Raw genomic sequence first — 18,810 nt, forward strand, 5'->3', positions numbered from 1 at the left:
GCTCATCCCGCCGCACCGGTCGTAGGCTGCGCTGATGCTGCTACGCATGTCGACCCTGCTGCTGCGAACGCTGCGCGAGGACCCGGCCGACGCGGAGGTGCCGAGCCACCGGCTCCTGCTGCGCGCCGGCTACATCCGCCGCGCCGCGCCGGGCGGCTACACCTGGCTGCCGCTGGGCAAGCTGGTGCTGGACCGGATCACCGAGGTGGTACGCGGCGAGCTGATCGCGATCGGCGACCAGGAGGTGCACTTCCCGGCGCTGCTGCCGGCGGAGCCGTACCGGACCAGCGGCCGGTGGACGGAGTACGGCGACGACATCTTCACCCTCGCCGACCGACGCGGCGCCGAGTACCTGTTGGCACCCACCCACGAGGAGCTGGCAGCACTGCTGGTCAAGGACCTGTTCACCTCGTACCGGGACTTCCCGGTGACGCTGTTCCAGGTGCAGACCAAGTTCCGGGACGAGGCACGGCCGCGGGCCGGTCTGCTGCGCGGCCGGGAGTTCCTCATGAAGGACGCGTACTCCTTCGACCTGGACGAGGCGGGGCTGCGGGACGCGTACGGGCGGCACCGGGCGGCGTACCAGCGGATCTTCGACCGGCTGGGCCTGGACTACACGGTGGTGCACGCGATGTCCGGGGCGATGGGCGGCTCGGCGTCGGAGGAGTTCCTGGCCGCGACGCCGGTCGGCGAGGACACCTTCGTCGGCTGCACCGCCTGCGACTACGCGGCGAACACCGAGGCGGTCACCACCCGGGTGCCGGCCGCCGGCGACCCGACCGCGCAGCCGGCCGTCGAGGTGCACGACACTCCCGAGACCCCGACGATCGCCAGCCTGGTCGAGCTGGCCAACGCGCGCCGGCTGGGTGGCCGGGACGGCTGGACGGCCGCCGACACCCTGAAGAACGTCGTGCTGGCCGTCCGTCTGCCGGGCGCGGACCGGGCCGAGCCGCTGGTGGTCGGCGTTCCTGGTGACCGGGAGGTCGACCTGAAGCGGGTGGACGCCGCGCTGCACCCGGCCCAGGTGGCCGTCTTCGAGGAGTGGGCCGACCATCCCGAGCTGGTTCGCGGGTACATCGGGCCGCAACTGCTCGACAAGCTGGGCATCCGCTACCTCGTCGACCCGCGGGTGGTGCCCGGCTCGGCCTGGTTGACCGGGGCGAACGAGCCGGGCCGGCACGCGACGGACGTGGTCTGCGGGCGGGACTTCACGCCCGACGGCACGATCGAGGCGGCCGACGTACGGGCCGGCGACCCCTGCCCGACCTGCGAGGGTGGCCAGCTGACCATCCGGCGGGGCATCGAGATCGGGCACATCTTCCAACTCGGCCGCCGGTTCACCGACGCGTTCGCGGTCGACGTGCTCGGTCCGGCGGGCAAGCCGGTCCGGCCGACCATGGGCTGCTACGGCATCGGGGTGTCGCGGGCGGTGGCGGCGATCGCCGAGCAGCACCACGACGACCGGGGGCTGGTGTGGCCGGCGGCGGTCGCGCCGTGTGACGTACACCTGGTCGTGGCGGGCAAGGGGCCGCAGCTCGACGCGGCGCTGGAGCTCGGCGGGCGGCTCGCGGCCGCCGGCCTGCGGGTGCTGGTCGACGACCGGACGCATGTCTCGGCCGGGGTGAAGTTCACCGACGCCGAGCTGATCGGTGTGCCGCGCGCCGTCGTGGTCGGCCGACGGCTGGCCGACGGGTACGTCGAGCTGCGCGAGCGGGCCGGCGACGGGCGCACCGAGCTGCCGTTGGACGGTCTGGTGGAACGGTTGGTCGACGAGGTACGCCGGGAACGTGGGACCGTGGTGTAGCCACCGCGGCACGGGGTACCGCAGTTCGATCGGGTGGATATGTCTTCGGAGGCTCTGATGACCGGTTACCGGGTCAGCGACGTGATGACCAAGCAGGTGGTGTACCTGCCGGCGGAGACCACCCTGGACGAGGCGGCCAGGGTGATGAAGGAGGCGGACATCGGTGACGTGGTGGTCACCGACGGCGCCAGCCTCGCCGGCATGCTCACCGACCGCGACATCGTGGTCCGGGCGGTGGCCGAGAACATCTCGCCGGCCGCCACGACCATCGGCTCGATCGTCACCCGCGAGGTCGTCATGATCGAGCAGCACTGCACGGCGGGCGAGGCGGCGGCGTTGATGCGGGACCGGGGCATCCGCCGGGTGCTGGTCTGCGACACCGACCGCAAGCTGGTCGGCATCGTCTCGCTCGGCGACCTGGCCATGCAGCTCGACCCGACGAGCGCCCTCAGCGAGATCAGCGAGCAGTCCCCCACCGTGTGAGGAAGGGCCCCTTCCTATCGCCTCAGGTAGAGGAAGGGGCCCCTATTAGCAGCGGTAGCCTCGACGCATGGCTGACATGCCGGCCCGACTGGCCGAGATCGTCGACGAGTTCGCCTCCGCGCCGCGCGACCTGGTGCTGGAGATGCTGCTCGAGTACGCCGACGTCATCCCGCCGCTCCCGGTGGAGGCCGCCGAGCGCGAGGGCATGGAGCAGGTGCCGGAGTGCCAGACGGCGTTCTTCCTACGCGCCCGGGTGACGCCGGACGGGGTCGTCGAGACGCTCTTCGACTGTCCACCGGAGGCGCCGACCACCCGGGCCTTCGCCGGGATCCTCGCCGAAGGGTTGGCCGGCGCGAGCGCCGAGGAGGTGCTGGCCGTGCCGGACGACCTCTACCAGCGGATGGGCCTGGCGCAGGCGATCAGCCCGCTGCGGGTGCGCGGCGGCACCGCGATCCTGGGCCGGCTCAAGCGCCAGGTACGGGAACAGATCGGCTGACCAGGGAGTTGGCACCGATCATGGAGATCGAGATCTACGCGGACGTCGTGTGCCCGTGGTGTTACATCGGCAAGCGCCGGCTGGAGAAGGCGCTCGCCAGCTACGACGGCGAGGTGACCGTCCGCTACCGGCCGTTCCAACTCGATCCGTCGCCGGTGGCCGAGCCCCGTCCGCTGATGGAGGCGATGGCCGCCAAGTTCGGCGGCCCGGAGCGGGCCCGGCAGATGTTCGCCCACGTGACCGGGATCGCGGCCGGTGACGGGCTCCGGCTCGACTTCGACCGGGCGGTGGCCGCCAACACCTTCGACGCGCACCGGCTGGTCTCATACGCGACCGACCACGGCCGGGCCGCCGACATGGTGGAGGCGCTCTATCAGGCGTACTTCACCCAGGGCGTCGACGTCGGCTCCCACGAGGCCCTGGCCACGGTGGCCGGCGGCATCGGCCTGGACGCCGCCGACGTGCGCAGGTTCCTCGACTCCGACGAGCGGGCCACCGACATCGCCGCCGAGTTGGCCGCCGCGCGGGAGCTGGGCGTCACCAGCGTGCCGACCTTCGTGCTGGCCGGAAAGTACGCGGTCACCGGCGCACAGGAGACCCAGACGCTGCTCGCCGCGCTGGCGGAGGTCGAGCAGCGCGAGTCCGGAGCACACTCGCACTGAGTCAGGCCGCAGCCGGCCAGGCACCCGGCATCGACCGGCGTGATGTTTCACGTGCAACGGTATCGATGCGGGTGCCTGGTCAGGCCGGTCGGGCCAGGCCCTCCACCACCTGCGCGCCGGGCAGCACGCCGAGCGCCGGCCCGGGAAGCGCGATCTTGCTGTGCCGTACGCCGGACCCGATGATCACGTGCGGCGTCGCGATCACCCGCGAGTCCACCAGGATCGGCCACTGCGCCGGCAACCCGATCGGGGTGATGCCGCCGTACTCCATGCCGGTGAGCGCGACCGCGTCGTCCATCGGAGCGAAGCTCGCCTTCCGCACGTCGAGCGCCCGGCGGGCCACTCCGTTCACGTCGGCACGGGTGGTGGCCAGGATGATGCAGGCCGCGTAGCGGACCACACCCTCGCGCTTGCCGGCCACCACCACGCAGTTGGCCGACACGTCCAGCCCCACCTCGTACGCCGCGCAGAACGCGGCCGTGTCGGCGAGATCGGCGTCGATCGGGGCGACCAGCACCTCGTCGACGTCCATCGGCGCGTCGGCGGGCCACTGCGCGATCGCCTCCGCCACCGGCGGTGCGAGCAGGTCCAGTCGGGCACGGGCCGGTTCGGTCTTCAGCGTTCCCATCACGGATGCGATCCTCGCACCCGCCACGCCGAACCGCCCGGCGACTCCCGAACCGTCCCACGATCCCGAGCCGCCACGCGGCCCCGCCCGTCCGGGGCCGAGCCGACCGGCGGCTCAGCTGCCGGCGAGGAAGGCGTTCTCGCGCAGGAAGGTGCGGTCGCGGGAGGCGGCCAACTCCTCGGCGCGCTGGGCCTTGGCTCGGAACAGCTCCACGTCCTCCAGCGCGTGCCGGACACCCAGCCGGATCACGCCGTAGAGGAAGACGAAGCCGAAGACATAAAGGATCACGGTGGTGACGACTGCGAACATGGCGTCACCGTAAGACGAACGTGAACCGGTGTACGTCTCATCTCCGCCCGGTTCCCCCGTACGTGTCAGCGAGGTGATCGGCCCAGGTGCGAACGCCTCGGGGCAGCACCTCGGTGACCAGGCCGCCGGCGCGCAGTTCACGACCCAGCCGGCCGGGGATCCGCACCGGCAGCAGGGGCCGGCGTGATCCCCGGGCCTCCCGCCAGGCGCGGACCGCCTCGTCGAAGCGGAGCACCTGCGGCCCGCCGTACTCCTCGATGCCGCCCAGCGGGCCGGCGACCAGGCGAGCCGCCAGCCGCGCCGCAACCTCGCCCGGGTCGATCGGCTGGGCGAGCACCGCGCGGTCGCCGATCACCAGCCCCAGCCGCACGCTGGCGGTCAGCATGTCGTCCAGGAACTGCGGGAACTGGGTCGCCCGCAGCACCGACCACGGCACCGGGCCGGCCGCGACCACCTGCTCGGCGGCGAGCTTGTGCCGGTAGTACGGGATGGGGACCCGGTCCACGCCGACGATCGAGACGTACACCAGGTGCCGGACACCGGCGGCGCCGGCGGCGACCACCAGCCGACGCGTGCCCAGCACGTCCACCTGGTAGGTCCGCCGACCCTGGGGTGCGGACGCCAGGTGCAGCACCGCGTCCATCCCGGCCACCGCCTCGGTCAGCCCCTCCCCGGTGGCCAGGTCGGTCGCCACCCACTCGACCTCGCCGCCGGCACGCGGCCGTCGGCTGGTCGCCCGGATGGTGACTCCGTCGTCGCGCAGCCGGGCCAGCACCGCGTGGCCCAGGCGACCGCTCGCTCCGGTGACCAGAACCCTCATCCCGTCCTCCCATCCCGCCGCGAAACCACGGCATCCGCCAGCCCATCGACCCGTCCGGCGCGGCCGCGCCGCCCGTGGGCCACCCGCTGTTGACGGCGACCCGGCACGGCCCGTGACCGGGTGTGCGGCGGCTCACCCCGAACGGATCAGGTCCAGCACGGTCAGCAGCGTGAAGAACGCGATCAACACTTCGCTGACCACCCAGGCGTGCCCCTGGGCCCACTCCCGCATCCGGGCCAGCACCCGTGCCGCGCGCCGCCCGAGCAGGAGCAGCGCCAGCAGCGGCAGGGCGAGCAACGTCACCGTGAACAGCACGAACGGCAGCAGGTGCCACCACGGCAGGTTGTGCCGGGCCACGCTCGCCCCGACGGCGGCCATGGTCAGGTCATCGGTGGGCGTCACCACGAAGAGCAGCGCGCCCAGTCGCAACGCCCAGGCGGGGTCGGCGTGCCCGATGCTCCCCAGCCACTTCGGCTGACCGGCCCGGTTCCGACGCAGCCAGACCACCACCGCCAGGCTGACGAGCAGGACGAGCACCACCAGGTCGATGACGGGCCCGCGATCGAGCCGGCCCGCGACGGCCGTCGCATCGGCGGCCGGGCGGCCCACCAGCCGGACGAGCAGCCACGCCACCGTCACCCCGGCGGCGACCACCAGCCCGGCGCCGGCGAGGAAGCCCAGCGACGCTGCCCGGGGACGGTCCGACGACGCGAGGAAGACCGCCACGACCAACTGGGTCCCGGCGACCATCACCACGGCCAACGGAAGGACGGTCAGGAAGTTCATCGCCCGCCATCCTCCCGGCCCACCGGCGCCGGACGCCGCTGAATCCACGGATCACCCGCCCGGCCGCGCCCTCCCGCAACCACCACCCGGCCGGCCAGCAGCGCACCGAGCAACGCCAACCCGGCGGCCACCACCAGGGTCGCCGTGTAGCTGGCCGGGCCCGGCGCGCTCCCGGCGGCCAGCACGGCGCCGGTGAGCGCCAGCACGGTCGCCGCGAAGAGCGAGTCGCCCAGCTGCAGCGAGGAACTGTTCCGGCCCTGCTCCCCGGGGGCGGACAGCTCCAGGGTGAGCACCGACAGCGACGGATAGAGCAACCCCATGCCGAGGCCGGCCACCGCCCAGCCCAGCACCGCGACGGCCACCGGCAGCTCGGGCCGGACGGCCAGCGCCACCGTGGCGGTGCCGATCGTGATGCAGCTCAACCCGGCCCGCGGCAGGCTCGCGCGGGAGGCCGGCAGCGGGATCCGGCCCTGCACCCAGGAGCCCACCGACCAGGCCAGCGCCCCGACCGTGAGAACCAGCCCGGCGGCGGTCGGCGACAGACCCCGCTCCCGGGACAGCATCAACGGGATGACCACCTCGGCGCCGACGAACGCCGCCGAGGCCAGACCGCGCAGCCCGACCACGGTGGGCAGGCCCCGGGCCGCCCGTAGGAAGCCGGGCGGCAGCAGGCGCGGAGCGCAGACCAGCAGGCCGGTCACCGCGAGCGCGATCAGGACCACGGCGGCGGCACCGCGCTGCTGTCCCCCGATGTGCAGCAGTGCGGCGCTCACCGCCGCCCCGCACGCCCAGCCGATGCGGGCCGCCGCGCCCGCCGCCGGCCGGGTCGGCACAGTCCGGTCCAGCGACCGCAGGCCGGGATGGATCAACAGCACGGCCGGCACCGCCACCGCCGGCACCGCCAGGAAGACCCACCGCCAGCCCAGGTACTCGACGATCAGGCCCGCCAGCGCCGGCCCGACCAGCGACGGTACGACCCACGCCGCCGCGAACGCGGCGAAGATCCGCCGGTGCAGCTCCTCCGGGTACGCGTGCCCGACGATCACGTAGAGCGCCACCGAGAGCAGCCCGGAGCCGAACCCCTGCACCACCCGGCCGACGACCAGCGCACCCATCACGGGGGCGGTCCCGGCGATCAGCAGTCCGACCACGAACCAGGCGACGCCGTGCCACATCGGCCCCCGAGGCCCACGCGAGTCGCACCAGATACCGGAGACCACCATGGCCAGCACACCCGCGGCGAACGGGCCGCCGAAGGCGATGCCGTACAGCGCCAGCCCGTCCAGGCTGCGGGCGACGGTCGGCATCGCCGTACCGACCGCCAGCGCCTCGAACGCGAGCAGCGAGATCAGCGCGACACTGCCCACCGTCATCGCGCGCAGCCGGGGCGCGAACAGCCCCGGCGGGGCCGGTACGACGGTGGCGGTCACCGAGCACCCGCCGAGCGGGCGTCGGGCGGGCGGGTCCCCAGAGGTGTGCGCGGCATGCGCCCAGCCTGCGACCTCAACCCGGATTCAGGTCAACCGGTGTGACCCGGCTCTCGTCAGGCGTTCTCCAGCGCCTCCCCGACGCCTCGTACCAGTCCCGAGAAGTGCTGGTCCGACAGGAGGTGGCCGGCGGTGATCACCAGGGCCAGCGGCCATTCGATGACCTGGAGTGCGGCGAGCACCCCGAGCCCGGCGTAGTACGCGATCCGGTCCGGCGGCGGCACCGCCACCTGACCCAGCATCGGCACCTCCACCCGCCGGCCGTACGTCCGGACGTTCTCCTGCGCGCCGTTGAGGTGTCGCGTCAGCGTGCTCATTCGGCCTCCCCGTATCCGTTGACGTTCGCCGGATTCCACCGCCCACCCCGTCCATGCGCCGCCGCCTGCGGAAAGTTCCGCTGCTCGCGGGGCATAACGGATGGCAGGCCGGGAAGCCAGGCCGCCGGACGCGAGGCGGCGGGAGGGCGACGATGGGCGTGGGTGGGAGCAGCAGCTACGGGGAGTCGGGCCGGCGTCCGTCCAGTCGTACGCCTCGATGACGGCGGCGGGCCGGGCCGTCGGCCGCCTCCTGCCGTCCTTCGGCCTGCCGAATCTGGTCGGCGAGGCGTCCCGGACCGTGGGCTCGGCCGCGACCCGGCTGGCCCGGACGGCCGGTCTGACCCGGCGTCGGGTCTGGTCCCGGCCCGGCCGGCACCACATCGAGGTGCACGGTGTCTGCCAGGACGGCGGTGACCGGCTGGCCCGGCAGGTGGAGGGCGCGCTGGAGCGAATGCCGGGGGTCGCCTGGGCCCGGGTCAACGCGCCGTCCGGCCGGGTGGTGGTGGCCGTGCGGGCACCAGAGCCGAAGCTGCCGGACCTGATCGCCACGATCGCCCGGGTCGAGAAGACCTGTGACCACGAGCCCGACCCGGAGATCCCGCCGCCGCACCCACCGGAGGAGGGGCCCCGAACTCCCCGCACCCTCGGTGCGCTCGCCTCGGACGCGTTGGGCCTGACCATCTCGGCGGCCACCCGGATCCTGCCGTTCACGCCGGTGCCCGCCGAGGTGGCCGGGTTGCTCACCGCGGTGGACCTGCAACCCAAGCTGCATGCATTCGCCGCCCGAGGTCTACGCGCCGATCCGCGCGCCGACATCCTCTTTCCGCTCGCCGAAGCGGTGGTGCTGGGCCTGGCCGGAGGCTGGGCCGGGATAGTCCTGGACGGCGCTCAACGCATCGTGCAGTGGGGCGAGGCGCGGGCGCAGCTCGCCGCGTGGGAACGGGCCGAGCCACGGCTGACCGGCGACCCGGAACGCGCCACCGCCCGGTGGCCGGTGGTCGAACGCCCCCGGCCCAAGCCGGACGGCCCGGTCGAGCGGTACATCAGCCGGATGCTGGCCGCCGGCGCGGCGGCTGCCGCTGCCGCGACGCCCTTCGCCGGCCCCAAGCGGGCCGCCGCGCTGGGCCTGTCCGCGTTGCCCAAGGCCCCCGGCAGTGGACGCGAGGGGTACGCCGCTCAGCTCGGCCGGATCCTGGCCCGGCGCGGCGTGATCGCGATGGACCGCAGCGTGCTGCGCGAGCTCGACCGGATCGACACGCTGGTGTTGGACGCCGCGGTGCTCGGCTCGGACCGGGGTGTGCTGGCCGACCTGGCCCCGGCGCGGGACGTGGACGTCGAGCAGGTGGCCGAACGGGCGTTCGCGTTGTTCGACCCGGCTGATCCGGCCGGCTCACGGGCGGCGGACGGCTGGCGGCTCGGGCCACTGGACCAACTGCCCCCCAGCGATCCTGACGACACGCCCGACGGCGACCGGCTGCGGGCCGCCGGTGGTCAGCTGCTCGGCCTGGCCCATGGCGACCGGCTCGCCGCACTGCTCCGGGTCGAACCGGAGCCCGCGCCGGGTGTCGACAGCCTGCCGGCCGCGGCCCGGCAGGCCGGCCTGCGGCTGGTCGTGGCCGGCGGTGACGAGCAGCGGTACGGCTTCGCCGACGCGATGCTGCCCGGCGGGGACCAGCTGACCGACTCGGTACGTGCGTTGCAGCGCGACGGGGCGGTGGTGATGCTGGTGTCCGGGGACCGGTCGGCGCTGGGCGCGTCCGACTGCGGCCTCGGGGTGTCGGCTCCGGAGGAGCTGCCGCCGTGGGGCGCACACCTGCTGGTCGGCGCGGACCTCCGGACGGTGGCGCTGATGGTGGAGGCGACCGGGGTGGCCCGGCGCATGACCGAACAGAACGTTCGACTGGCCATGGCCGGCACCGGTCTCGGGGCGCTCGGCGCGTTCACCGCCGCTCCGACCCAGTTGCCCGGCCGGTCGATAGGCGCCGTGAACGGCGCGGCCGGGCTGGCCTTCGCGCACGGCGTCTGGCGGGCCCGGCGGCTGCCGGACCGGTCGGACACTCCGGCGCCGGTGGCGACCGCCTGGCACCTGATGCCGGTCGGCGCCGTGTTCGACCGGCTCGGCACCGGACCGGACGGGCTGGACAGCGCTGAGGCGCAGCGCCGACAGGACGGGCAGGGCCCGAGCGGCGGCCACGCATCCGAAAGCGGTGGTCTGCTGCGTGCCTTCGTGGACGAGCTCGCGAACCCGCTCACCCCGGTGCTGGCGGCCGGCGCGGTGCTCTCCGCGTCGTTCGGCTCGCTGGTCGATGCCGCGCTGGTGGGCGGCGTGGTCGGCGGGTCCGCCCTGATCGGGGCGGTGCATGAGCGAAACACCGAACGGTCGCTGGCCGAGCTGCTGTCCCGTTCGGCGGTGACCGCCCGGGTCCTCCGCGACGGCGCCGAGCGGGTGGTCGCCGCAGAGGACCTGGTCCTCGGGGACATCATCACCGTCGAGCCGGGTGACTCGGTGCCCGCCGACTGTCGGGTGCTCGAATCGGTGGGGCTGGAGGCGGACGAGTCGTCGCTGACCGGCGAGTCGCTGCCGGTCGCCAAGACCGACCAGCCGGTGGTCGCCGCCGCCGTCGCCGACCGGCACTCGATGCTGTACGAAGGCACCACCGTCGCCGCCGGACACGGCACCGCCGTGGTGGTGGCCACCGGCACCGACACCGAGGCCGGGCGCAGCCTGGCGCTGGTCCGGCAGGCGCCACCCACCAGCGGGGTGGAGGCCCGCCTGAGCTCGTTGACCAGCGCCGCCATCCCGTTGGCCGCCGGCTCGGCGGTGGCGGTGGCCGGCGCTGGCCTGCTCCGGGGCGTACCACTGGCCGAAACGGCGGCGACCGCCGCGAACCTCGCCGTGGCGTCGGTGCCGGAGGGACTGCCGTTTCTGGTCAGCGCGGCGCAGCTGGCCGCCGCCCGGCGGCTGGCCGAGCACGGGGCGCTGGTTCGCAACCCGCGCACCATCGAGGCGTTGGGCCGGGTGGATGTGCTCTGCTTCGACAAGACCGGCACCCTCACCGAGGGTCAGTTGCTGCTCGCCGGGGTCGGCGACGGCGTCGGTGACCGGTACGCGGCGGTGGACCGGCTGGACGATCGCCTCCGGTTGACGCTGGCTGCGGCGCTGCGGGCCACTCCCGCCGCAGCCGATCCGGAGGAGTTGGCGCTCCAGACCGACCGTGCGGTCCGGCGGGGCGCCACGGTGGCCGGGGTCGTGGAGCAGACCGGCGCCGCAGGGTGGCGGGCGGCGGGCAGCCTGCCGTTCGAACCGTCGCGCGGCTACCACGCAAGCATCGGGGAGACCGACGGTCACCTGCTGTTGAGCGTCAAGGGCGCACCGGAGACGGTGCTGCCGCGCTGCTCGGCCCGGCGCACCGATGGCCAACAGGAGCCGCTGGACGACGCCGGACGGGCGGAGCTGCAACGGATGCTGGCCGACCAGGCCGGCGCCGGGCATCGGATCCTGGCCGTCGCCGAGTGCGAGGTGGACGACCCGAAGGTCACCGACGAGGACGTCCGGGCCCTGACCTTCGTGGGTTTCCTCGCCCTCGCGGACGGGGTCCGGGAGAGCGCCGCCCCGGCGGTACGCCGGATCCGGCAGGCCGGCGTACACACCATCATGATCACGGGGGACCATCCGGCCACCGCCGAGGCCATCGCCGCCACCATCAGTGAGCACGACGAGCAGCGGGTGGTCACCGCGGGCGAACTCGACCAGTTGGACGACGAGACGCTCGCCGAGCGGTTGGCCAACACCGACGTGGTGGCCCGCTGCACCCCGGCGCACAAGGTGCGGATCATCCAGGCGTTGCAGAAGTGCGGGCGGACCGTGGCGATGACCGGTGACGGCGCCAACGACGCTCCGGCGATCCGGCTGGCCGACGTCGGGATCGCCCTCGGCCAGCGGGGCACCCCGGCGGCCCGGGCCGCCGCCGACCTGGTGGTCACCGACGACCGGCTGGAGACCATCATCGCCACCCTGGTCGAGGGACGGGCGATGTGGTCGTCGGTGCGGCACGCGCTCAGCATCCTGGTCGGCGGCAACCTCGGCGAGATCGCGTTCAGCGTGCTCACCGCCGCGGCGACCGGCCGCTCCGCGCTCACCGGACGGCAGCTGCTGCTGGTCAACCTCCTCACCGACCTGGCGCCGGCGCTCGCCATCGCGATCCGCCCGCCCGCGGCGGACCGCACTGACGGCCTGCTCCGGGAGGGCCCGGACGCCTCACTCGGAGAGACGCTCACCAGGGAGATCGGGCTGCGCGCGGCGGCCACCACGCTGGGCGCGACCGCCGGCTGGACGTTGGCCCGGTACACCGGCCGCCGTCAGCGGGCCGGCACCGTCGCGCTGGTCTCCCTGGTCGGCACCCAGCTCGGCCAGACGATCCTGGCCGGCGGCACCAGCCCGGCGGTGCTGGCGTCCACGGCGGCGTCGCTGGGGGTGCTCGTCGTGGTGGTGCAGACGCCGGGGGTGAGCCAGTTCTTCGGCTGCACCCCGCTCGGACCGGTCGGCTGGACCATCGGGGCCGGGTCCGCGCTCGGTGCCACCTTCGCCAATGGCGCGCTCACCAAGCTGGTGGAGCACCTGCCGCAGGCCCGACCCGACCACGGTGGGGCGAGCTGATCCGAGGGCTGACCGTGCCCGACCACGGGGGTCTTCCGCTCACACCTGGCGCACCTTGTGGACGGGCGGCGACAACCGACCGCAGCAGGCACCGGCATTCAGCATCCACTCAATGGTCTGACCGATGTCGCCGAACGCCGCCACGGGTGACTGCCCCCACAGTTGTGGACTGATCAGTTCCCTACCTCTATGGTTGTCGCATGGGCAGGCCAAGGACGTTCGACATCGACACGGCGGTGAACCGTGCGATGGAGTTGTTCTGGCGTCAGGGGTTTGAGGCGACCTCGACGGAGGATCTCGTGGAGGGCCTCGGAATCGCCCGCGGCAGCCTGTACAAGGCGTTCGGATCCAAGGAGCAGCTCTACGCGCTGGCGCTTCGCCGTTACTGCCAGCGCCACGCGGCGGGGCTGATCGAGGTGTTGGACCGGGCGGAGCAGGTGCGTCCTGCGCTCCGGGCGGTGCTCCTGGAGCTGGTGGAGACCGACCTGGCCGATCCGGAGCTGGGCTGCCTGCTGGTCAACGCGACCACGGAGCGCTCGGCGCATCCGGAAACGGTGCAGCAGGTTTCGCGCACGATGGGTCAGATCGAGTCGGCCCTGGCCGGGGCGTTGGAGCGGGCGCGGGTCCGCGGTGAGATCGCGGCGGACAAGAAACCGCAGGAGCTGGCCCAGTTCCTGACCACGTTCCTGCAGGGTCTCCGGGTGATGGGTAAGGCCCGCGCGGATCGAGCGTTCCTCGACAACGCCGTGGAGGTCGCTTTGGGCGCCCTCGACTGACTTTTTGCTGCCCGAATTAGGAACAGATCAGTCAACAATCAGGAGTGGTAATGAATCTCGAACTGCAGGGCAAGGTCGCCATCGTCACCGGCGCAAGCAGGGGCATCGGTCTCACCACCGTGGCGGCATTGCTCGACGAGGGTGCGCACGTGGTGGCGAGCAGCCGCACGAGCACGCCGGAGTTCGACGCCCAGGCTGCGCGCGGGGCCACCGTGGTGCTGGCCGACATCACCGACGCGGATACCCCGCAGCGGCTCGTCGACGCCGCGCTGTCGACGTACGGGCGACTGGATGTGCTGGTCAACAACGTTGGTGCCGGCAGCGTCCGGTCAGGATTCCTCGACGTCGACGACGCCGAGTGGGCACGCGTGTTCGACGTGACGTTCTTCAGCGCCGTACGCACGAGCAGGGCGGCCCTGCCCGCCCTGCTGGACAACGGCGGAACGATCGTCAACATCAGCAGCATCAACGCCCGGCTGCCGTTCCCGATGGTGGTCGATTATTCGGCGGCGAAGGCGGCGGTCGCCAACCTGACCAAGACCCTGTCGGAGGAGTTCGCACCGCGCGGTGTCCGGGTCAATGCCGTCTCGCCCGGCCCGGTGCGGACCCCGTTCTGGACCGGGCCCGACGGTTTCGCCCACGCCGTCGCCGCCAGCGCGGGTGTCACCGCCCAGCAGGCGCTCGACGAGGTCGTGCCGCAGAGCATGGCGATCAGCACCGGCAGGGTCACCGAGGCCGGCGAGGTGGCCGACCTGGTGCTGTTCCTTGCCTCCGCCCGCTCCGCCAACACCACCGGTTCCGAATTCATCCTCGATGGCGGCCAGGTCAAGACCCTGTAACCACGGCTGTCCCTCAGGACGTGGACATCGCGGCCAGGCAGCGCGCGCTGCCTGGCGCCGCGGAAGCTGCCGTGACCGGGATTGAGATCAACCGAGGAAAGTGCTGGTGGAGCCCAGGGGACTCGAACCCCGTGCCGCGGGCTCTCCGCGCGCCTGGACGTTTGTGTACCCGGCGGCAAGCCGCGGAGCGGCGCGGCAGCCGAGCGCCCTGACATCGCCGACGGCCGGCCACGCTGGCGCTCGTCACGGCCCAAATTGCTACTCACGACCAATCCGACGCCTGGCGCGAGATTCAAGGACCCCGTAGGTGACCATTAGAGCCAACGCGGCCAGTAACAGCACAGCACTGATCCACCGGCTCGGAGTGCGCCATGTGCTGGGCGTGACCTCCGTGAGGTTTCCCAGCCCCAGCAGAGCGTAGAACCCCATGCACGCTGCCCCTGCGGCCCGCAGCAGGGGGTGATGCACTGTCCGCCCGAACAGCCGAACCGTTGACGCACGTCGGCTGCTGATGACCACCCAGGCAGCACACCCGACCACGGCGACAGCGGCGCTGGCGAGCAGGATGTCCACGGCCGTTGCGCCCGCCTCGTAGGTCGTCACGGGCATCACGGTAGCGGCGGCACACAGCTGCCAGCCTCGGGCATATGGACAGCCGTCGCCTTGTGCGGCGCGTCATGGAACTGCTCGGGCGCTCCACGATCCGGATGACGGCCGACACCTACGGGCACGTCCTGCCCGCGCGGGCTCGTCACGCTGCCTCGGCATCGATCGGGTGCTGGGCGAGGAAGGGACGGCGTGACCGCTTGGCTGTGATCGGGACCCGAGATCAACCAAGGAAAGTGCTGGTGGAGCCCAGGGGACTCGAACCCCTAACCCCTGCCTTGCAAAGATCGAGACTTGTCTCGGAGGGTGTCAGTGACTGCGGCTGACCTGCTCGGCCCGTCGTCTTGGGTCTGCCTATGACGGCGCTAGTCAACGGGCTTGGCTGTACGAATGGCTGTACGTCGCTGTTCCGGCCCTGCGGTCTCTGCACGCTCCTAGGGTGTCCGCCCGGCCTCTTGCGGACTGGACGCGGACCGCTAAGCCCGCGGATCCGTAGCCTCGACGCGAGGCCGGCCACGGATGGGGCAACGACTGGCGTGAGCGACGGGTAGCATCGCCACGTTTTGGCCTGCAGCGGGGAGGAAGACCCACATGCGATGGAAGCTACGGGCCGGCGTGCTAATGGCGCTGGCCTTCCTGGTTCCGGCGGCGCCGGCGATGGCTCAAACCGAACCACCCGTGCTAAACGAGGCCTGCCAAACGGTCGAGCGCAAGGTGTACAAGGATATCCGCGAGCTTGTCACCATCGACCTGGATACCGCCACCAATGTAGAGGTGCGCGTGTTGGCCAACCAGATCCTGGCCGCGGCGAACGCCGACTCGTTGCCCGTTCTGCCTGACGCCATTCAGGAGCGCTTGGACGGCACCGCGGATGATCTGCGTGCATTCTTCAAGGCGGACGTGCAGAACGCCTGGTCAACGGCTCTGCGGGTCACGGTGGTCCGGACGTTGACGGGCGCTGGTACCAACGTGAAGGCGGCCGCGCAGAAGGCGCTCGACGACGGGACCATCGATGCCTACCTGGCTTACCTGAACGACGGCCTGTATGCCGCACGTGCGCTTGACTGCGCGTCTCAGCCCGCGCCGACAGCAACGTCTCAGCCCACACCGACGCCGAGCGCCACGCCCAGCGCCACGACGACCGTTGCACCGGCGCCTGCTTCCTCCGCCAGCCTGGGCGCCCCCGGCGGCGGCGAGGGCGGTGGGCTGCCCGTCACCGGTGACGATACCGCGACCGTGGCCGGCATCGGCGGTGCGCTTCTGCTCCTCGGCGGCGCTGGCTACCTGATCGGACGCCGACACCGTTCCCGCTTCGTGGCATAGCCTGCTCGACGCGCCCGGCTCGATGCTCCGTCGGGCTGGGCGCGATCGGCGCTGAGCTTGGCTCGGTTCGTCGCGGCCCGAAGGCGTGCTGCCAGCTGCGAAAGCAACCCGCAACGTATGTGGGCCGACGAGCCGGCGGCAATCCCCGTACCACTGAGGCATCGTGACAATGACGGAAGCGCTTTGGAAGCGCCCAACACTCGCGTCACGGTGGAGGACCGAACTCGCGACGCCAGGACCAGGACGAGGCGGAGGCCGCGGTCAACCTGGCGGTATTCCGGATCAGTGGCTCGCAACGGGTGTGCTGCGGAAGGTTTAGTTGCGCTAGCGGATCTCCTCGTCGGGCAGTCGTAGACCGTCCAGCCTTCCCGGACGGGGCCAAGGTCGTTCGTCCGCTAGGGCGCTCCACCTTGTCCCCGTCCGGGAAGGCTGGTAGCCCTCGTGGTGCCCGGCGAGGTGATCCGCCCTGGCTGATCTCTGAGGAGGGCCGGGGTTCGGGGCAGAGCCCCGAGGTCTTCGAAGTCTGGCAATCCCGAAGCGCGGCCGGCCGGCCCGGCCGATGCCGGCCGGAGGTCGCCAGCAGGCCGGGGCCGGGCCGGCGCGGCCCGCTTTGCGGGCCGCCTTGATTCTTAAAGAGGTCAATTCGGCAGTGAACTCGGCTCGCCAAGTGTCCTCCGTCGGCTGATGTGCGACACGCGTCCGCCAGGTGATCTGCGACGGTGGTCGGTTTCGGCACTCTGGGCCGGACGTCTCCGCGGGGCGTCGGGACTCGGGGAGGCCGGGATTGGCGCTGGTTGTCTTGTCGGTTGTCGAGCAACGGTTGGACGCGGTCCGGGCGGTGTTGGCCGGGTCGGATGTGACAGAGGTGGCGGCCAACTGTGGGGTGCATCGGTCGACGGTGCATCGGTGGGTGGGTCGGTATCTGACTGAGCAGTTGGCCGGGTTGGCGGACCGGTCGCATCGTCCGCACTCATCGCCCGGCCAGGTGGCGGAGGCGGTTGAGGTCGCGGTGGCGGAGATGCGCCGGGAGCATCCTCGGTGGGGATCGCGGCGGATCCGGTTGGAGATGCTGCGCAGGCCCGGCCCGTGGGCTGTCGAGGATCTGGTGGTGCCGTCGGAACGGACGATCGACCGGATTCTGCAGCGGCAGGGTCTGCTGCGGGTCCGGCCCCGAAACGACCGAAGGACTCGTATAAGCGGTGGGAACGGACCGCCCCGATGCAGTTGTGGCAGATGGACATCGTCGGTGGGGTGCAGCTGGTCAACCCGGCCACGGGTGTGCTGCGGGAGGCGAAGCTGGTCACCGCGGTCGACGACCACTCCCGGTACTGCGTGATCGCGAAAGTGGTGGAGCGGGCCACCGGCCGGGCGGTGTGTCTGGCCCTCGCGGAGGCCCTGGCCCGGTTCGGGGTTCCCGAGGAGATCATCACCGACAACGGCAAGCAGTTCACCGACCGGTTCGGCAAGTACCGGCCCCGCACCGGTGAGGTGCTGTTCGACAAGATCTGCCGCCACAACGGCATCACGCACCGGCTGACCGCACCCGCGTCACCGAACCAGAACGGCAAGGTCGAACGGTTCCACGGCACCGTCCGGCCCGACTTCCTCGACACCGCCGACGCGTTCACGAGCCTGCACGAGGCCCAAGCCGCGGTGGACGCTTACGTCCTGCACTACAACACCGACCGACCCCACCAGGGGCTCGATGCGAAAACGCCGGTCACCCCGGCTGACCGGTTCCAGCCGGTCGAGGCGCAGCAACGGGCACTGGTCGACCTGTGGCTCCCACCCACCCTGGACCCCGTCCCCTCCGCCCCGCTCCAGCAGCCTCTGACCGACGCTGAGCCGGTCCAGGCCCAGCCGCCAGCGGTGAAGTCGGACGGGCCGGTGGAGTTCGACCGGGTAGTGCCACCGTCGGGCAACCTGATGGTGTGCCAACGCCAGTTCTGGATGGGCACCCACCGGGCCGGCATGGTGGCCCGGATCTGGGCCGACTGCGACCTGATCCACGTCCTCATCGCCGGCATCCGGATCAAGACCGTCCGCTCCCACCTGAGCGTCAACGACCTGGCCACCCTCACCCGCCAAGGCGCCACCCCGGCAGGCCCACCACCCCTGCCGCCGATCGAGGACGGCGACGCCATCGAGGTCGAACGCTGCGTCAACCGAGGCGGCGGAGTCTCGCTGGGCCAACACATCGTCCTGGCCGCCGAGATCCTCGCCGGCCGACGAGTCGGCATCCGCATCGAGCCGACCCTTCTCATGTTCTACGACCTGGACACCCGCGAACTCCTGCGCACCCGCAAGAACCCGCTACGCCCAGAACAAATGAAACGCCTACGCGGCACCCGACCAGCCGGGCCACCACCACGACCCTCGGTCGAACCCGTCCGAGTGCAACGACGAGCCTCCAACAGCGGCATCATCATGGTCGCCGGCCAGAAGGTCGCCCTCGGTCGGCTACACCGGCACCAGACAGTCACCGTGACCGTCTCCGAAACGACCCTTGCCATCGAACTCACCGACGGCGACACCAAAGTCGTCCGACGCACCACCACCCAGCCAGTCCGTAGCATCAAAGGCCAGCGACCGCGGATCGCTACCTCAGTTTCCTAGACCACCCGTCGCACATCACCTGGCAGAGCTACGTCGCACATCAGCTGACGGATCACAACTCGGCTCGCCAAGTGTCTTCCGTCGGCTGACGTGCGACAGTCGTCCGCCAACTGATCAGCGACGTCCGCGCGGATCGCGGCAGATGCGCGCACCTGATCTTGGCCAGGTTGGGCTGACTCTCCCTCCGGTTCATGGCATGAG

Annotated in this window: 16 protein-coding genes; 10 read left to right on the forward strand and 6 right to left on the reverse strand. The window is 72.0% G+C overall.

Translation table 11 applies throughout. The annotated features are described in order from the left end of the window. Positions 1–34: 34 nt before the first annotated feature. The 4 genes from ACWD5O_RS02845 (at position 35) to ACWD5O_RS02860 (ending at position 3,445) form a co-directional block, all read left to right on the forward strand. Complete coding sequence (locus ACWD5O_RS02845) at positions 35–1,804, forward strand: proline--tRNA ligase (protein ID WP_354966376.1); 1,770 nt, start codon at positions 35–37, stop codon at positions 1,802–1,804. A gap of 57 nt (positions 1,805–1,861) precedes the next feature. Next, on the forward strand, positions 1,862–2,287 hold the full coding sequence (locus tag ACWD5O_RS02850) for a CBS domain-containing protein (protein ID WP_354966375.1): 426 nt from the start codon (positions 1,862–1,864) through the stop codon (positions 2,285–2,287). Between the two features lie 67 nt (positions 2,288–2,354). Next, complete coding sequence (locus ACWD5O_RS02855) at positions 2,355–2,783, forward strand: SufE family protein (RefSeq protein ID WP_089018370.1); 429 nt, start codon at positions 2,355–2,357, stop codon at positions 2,781–2,783. A 20-nt stretch (positions 2,784–2,803) separates the two neighbouring features. After that, positions 2,804–3,445, forward strand: a complete 642-nt coding sequence (locus tag ACWD5O_RS02860) for a DsbA family oxidoreductase (protein WP_354966374.1) — start codon at positions 2,804–2,806, stop codon at positions 3,443–3,445. Positions 3,446–3,524: 79 nt separating this feature from the next. On the opposite strand, the gene ACWD5O_RS02865 is transcribed toward ACWD5O_RS02860, so the two are convergent. From ACWD5O_RS02865 to ACWD5O_RS02890, 6 genes are all read right to left on the reverse strand, one after another. Then, positions 3,525–4,073 (reverse strand): YbaK/EbsC family protein, encoded by a 549-nt coding sequence (locus ACWD5O_RS02865; protein ID WP_354966373.1) that lies wholly within the window; start codon positions 4,071–4,073, stop codon positions 3,525–3,527. Positions 4,074–4,187: 114 nt separating this feature from the next. Further along, a complete protein-coding gene (locus ACWD5O_RS02870; protein WP_354966372.1) occupies positions 4,188–4,382 on the reverse strand; it encodes a hypothetical protein in 195 nt (64 codons plus the stop codon). 37 nt (positions 4,383–4,419) lie between these two features. Next, the gene (locus tag ACWD5O_RS02875) at positions 4,420–5,202 is read right to left on the reverse strand and encodes an SDR family oxidoreductase (protein WP_450084440.1); all 783 of its coding nucleotides are present in this window, start codon (positions 5,200–5,202) and stop codon (positions 4,420–4,422) included. A 132-nt stretch (positions 5,203–5,334) separates the two neighbouring features. Next, complete coding sequence (locus ACWD5O_RS02880; protein WP_450004761.1) at positions 5,335–5,988, reverse strand: GAP family protein; 654 nt, start codon at positions 5,986–5,988, stop codon at positions 5,335–5,337. Further along, entirely contained in the window at positions 5,985–7,418 is a 1,434-nt protein-coding gene (locus ACWD5O_RS02885) for an MFS transporter (protein ID WP_450004760.1), read from the reverse strand. Before ACWD5O_RS02885 ends, ACWD5O_RS02880 begins: the two co-directional genes overlap by 4 nt. 113 nt (positions 7,419–7,531) lie before the next feature. Then, on the reverse strand, positions 7,532–7,792 hold the full coding sequence (locus ACWD5O_RS02890) for a hypothetical protein (RefSeq protein ID WP_354966368.1): 261 nt from the start codon (positions 7,790–7,792) through the stop codon (positions 7,532–7,534). 217 nt (positions 7,793–8,009) lie between these two features. Here ACWD5O_RS02890 and ACWD5O_RS02895 point away from each other — a divergent pair, with 217 nt between their 5' ends. From ACWD5O_RS02895 to ACWD5O_RS02920, 6 genes are all read left to right on the forward strand, one after another. After that, positions 8,010–12,449, forward strand: coding sequence for an HAD-IC family P-type ATPase (locus ACWD5O_RS02895; protein WP_450084485.1), 4,440 nt, complete (start codon positions 8,010–8,012; stop codon positions 12,447–12,449). A gap of 200 nt (positions 12,450–12,649) precedes the next feature. Further along, entirely contained in the window at positions 12,650–13,225 is a 576-nt protein-coding gene (locus tag ACWD5O_RS02900; protein WP_354966367.1) for a TetR/AcrR family transcriptional regulator, read from the forward strand. Positions 13,226–13,275: 50 nt separating this feature from the next. Beyond that, a complete protein-coding gene (locus ACWD5O_RS02905; protein ID WP_450084441.1) occupies positions 13,276–14,064 on the forward strand; it encodes an SDR family NAD(P)-dependent oxidoreductase in 789 nt (262 codons plus the stop codon). 1,197 nt (positions 14,065–15,261) lie between these two features. Continuing rightward, on the forward strand, positions 15,262–15,993 hold the full coding sequence (locus tag ACWD5O_RS02910) for an LPXTG cell wall anchor domain-containing protein (protein ID WP_450084442.1): 732 nt from the start codon (positions 15,262–15,264) through the stop codon (positions 15,991–15,993). Positions 15,994–16,858: 865 nt separating this feature from the next. Then, positions 16,859–17,329 (forward strand): helix-turn-helix domain-containing protein, encoded by a 471-nt coding sequence (locus ACWD5O_RS02915; protein WP_450084486.1) that lies wholly within the window; start codon positions 16,859–16,861, stop codon positions 17,327–17,329. Next, positions 17,212–18,609 (forward strand): integrase core domain-containing protein, encoded by a 1,398-nt coding sequence (locus tag ACWD5O_RS02920; RefSeq protein WP_450084443.1) that lies wholly within the window; start codon positions 17,212–17,214, stop codon positions 18,607–18,609. Before ACWD5O_RS02915 ends, ACWD5O_RS02920 begins: the two co-directional genes overlap by 118 nt. Positions 18,610–18,810: the final 201 nt, after the last annotated feature.

The sequence above is a fragment of the Micromonospora sp. NPDC005161 genome (assembly GCF_053599855.1).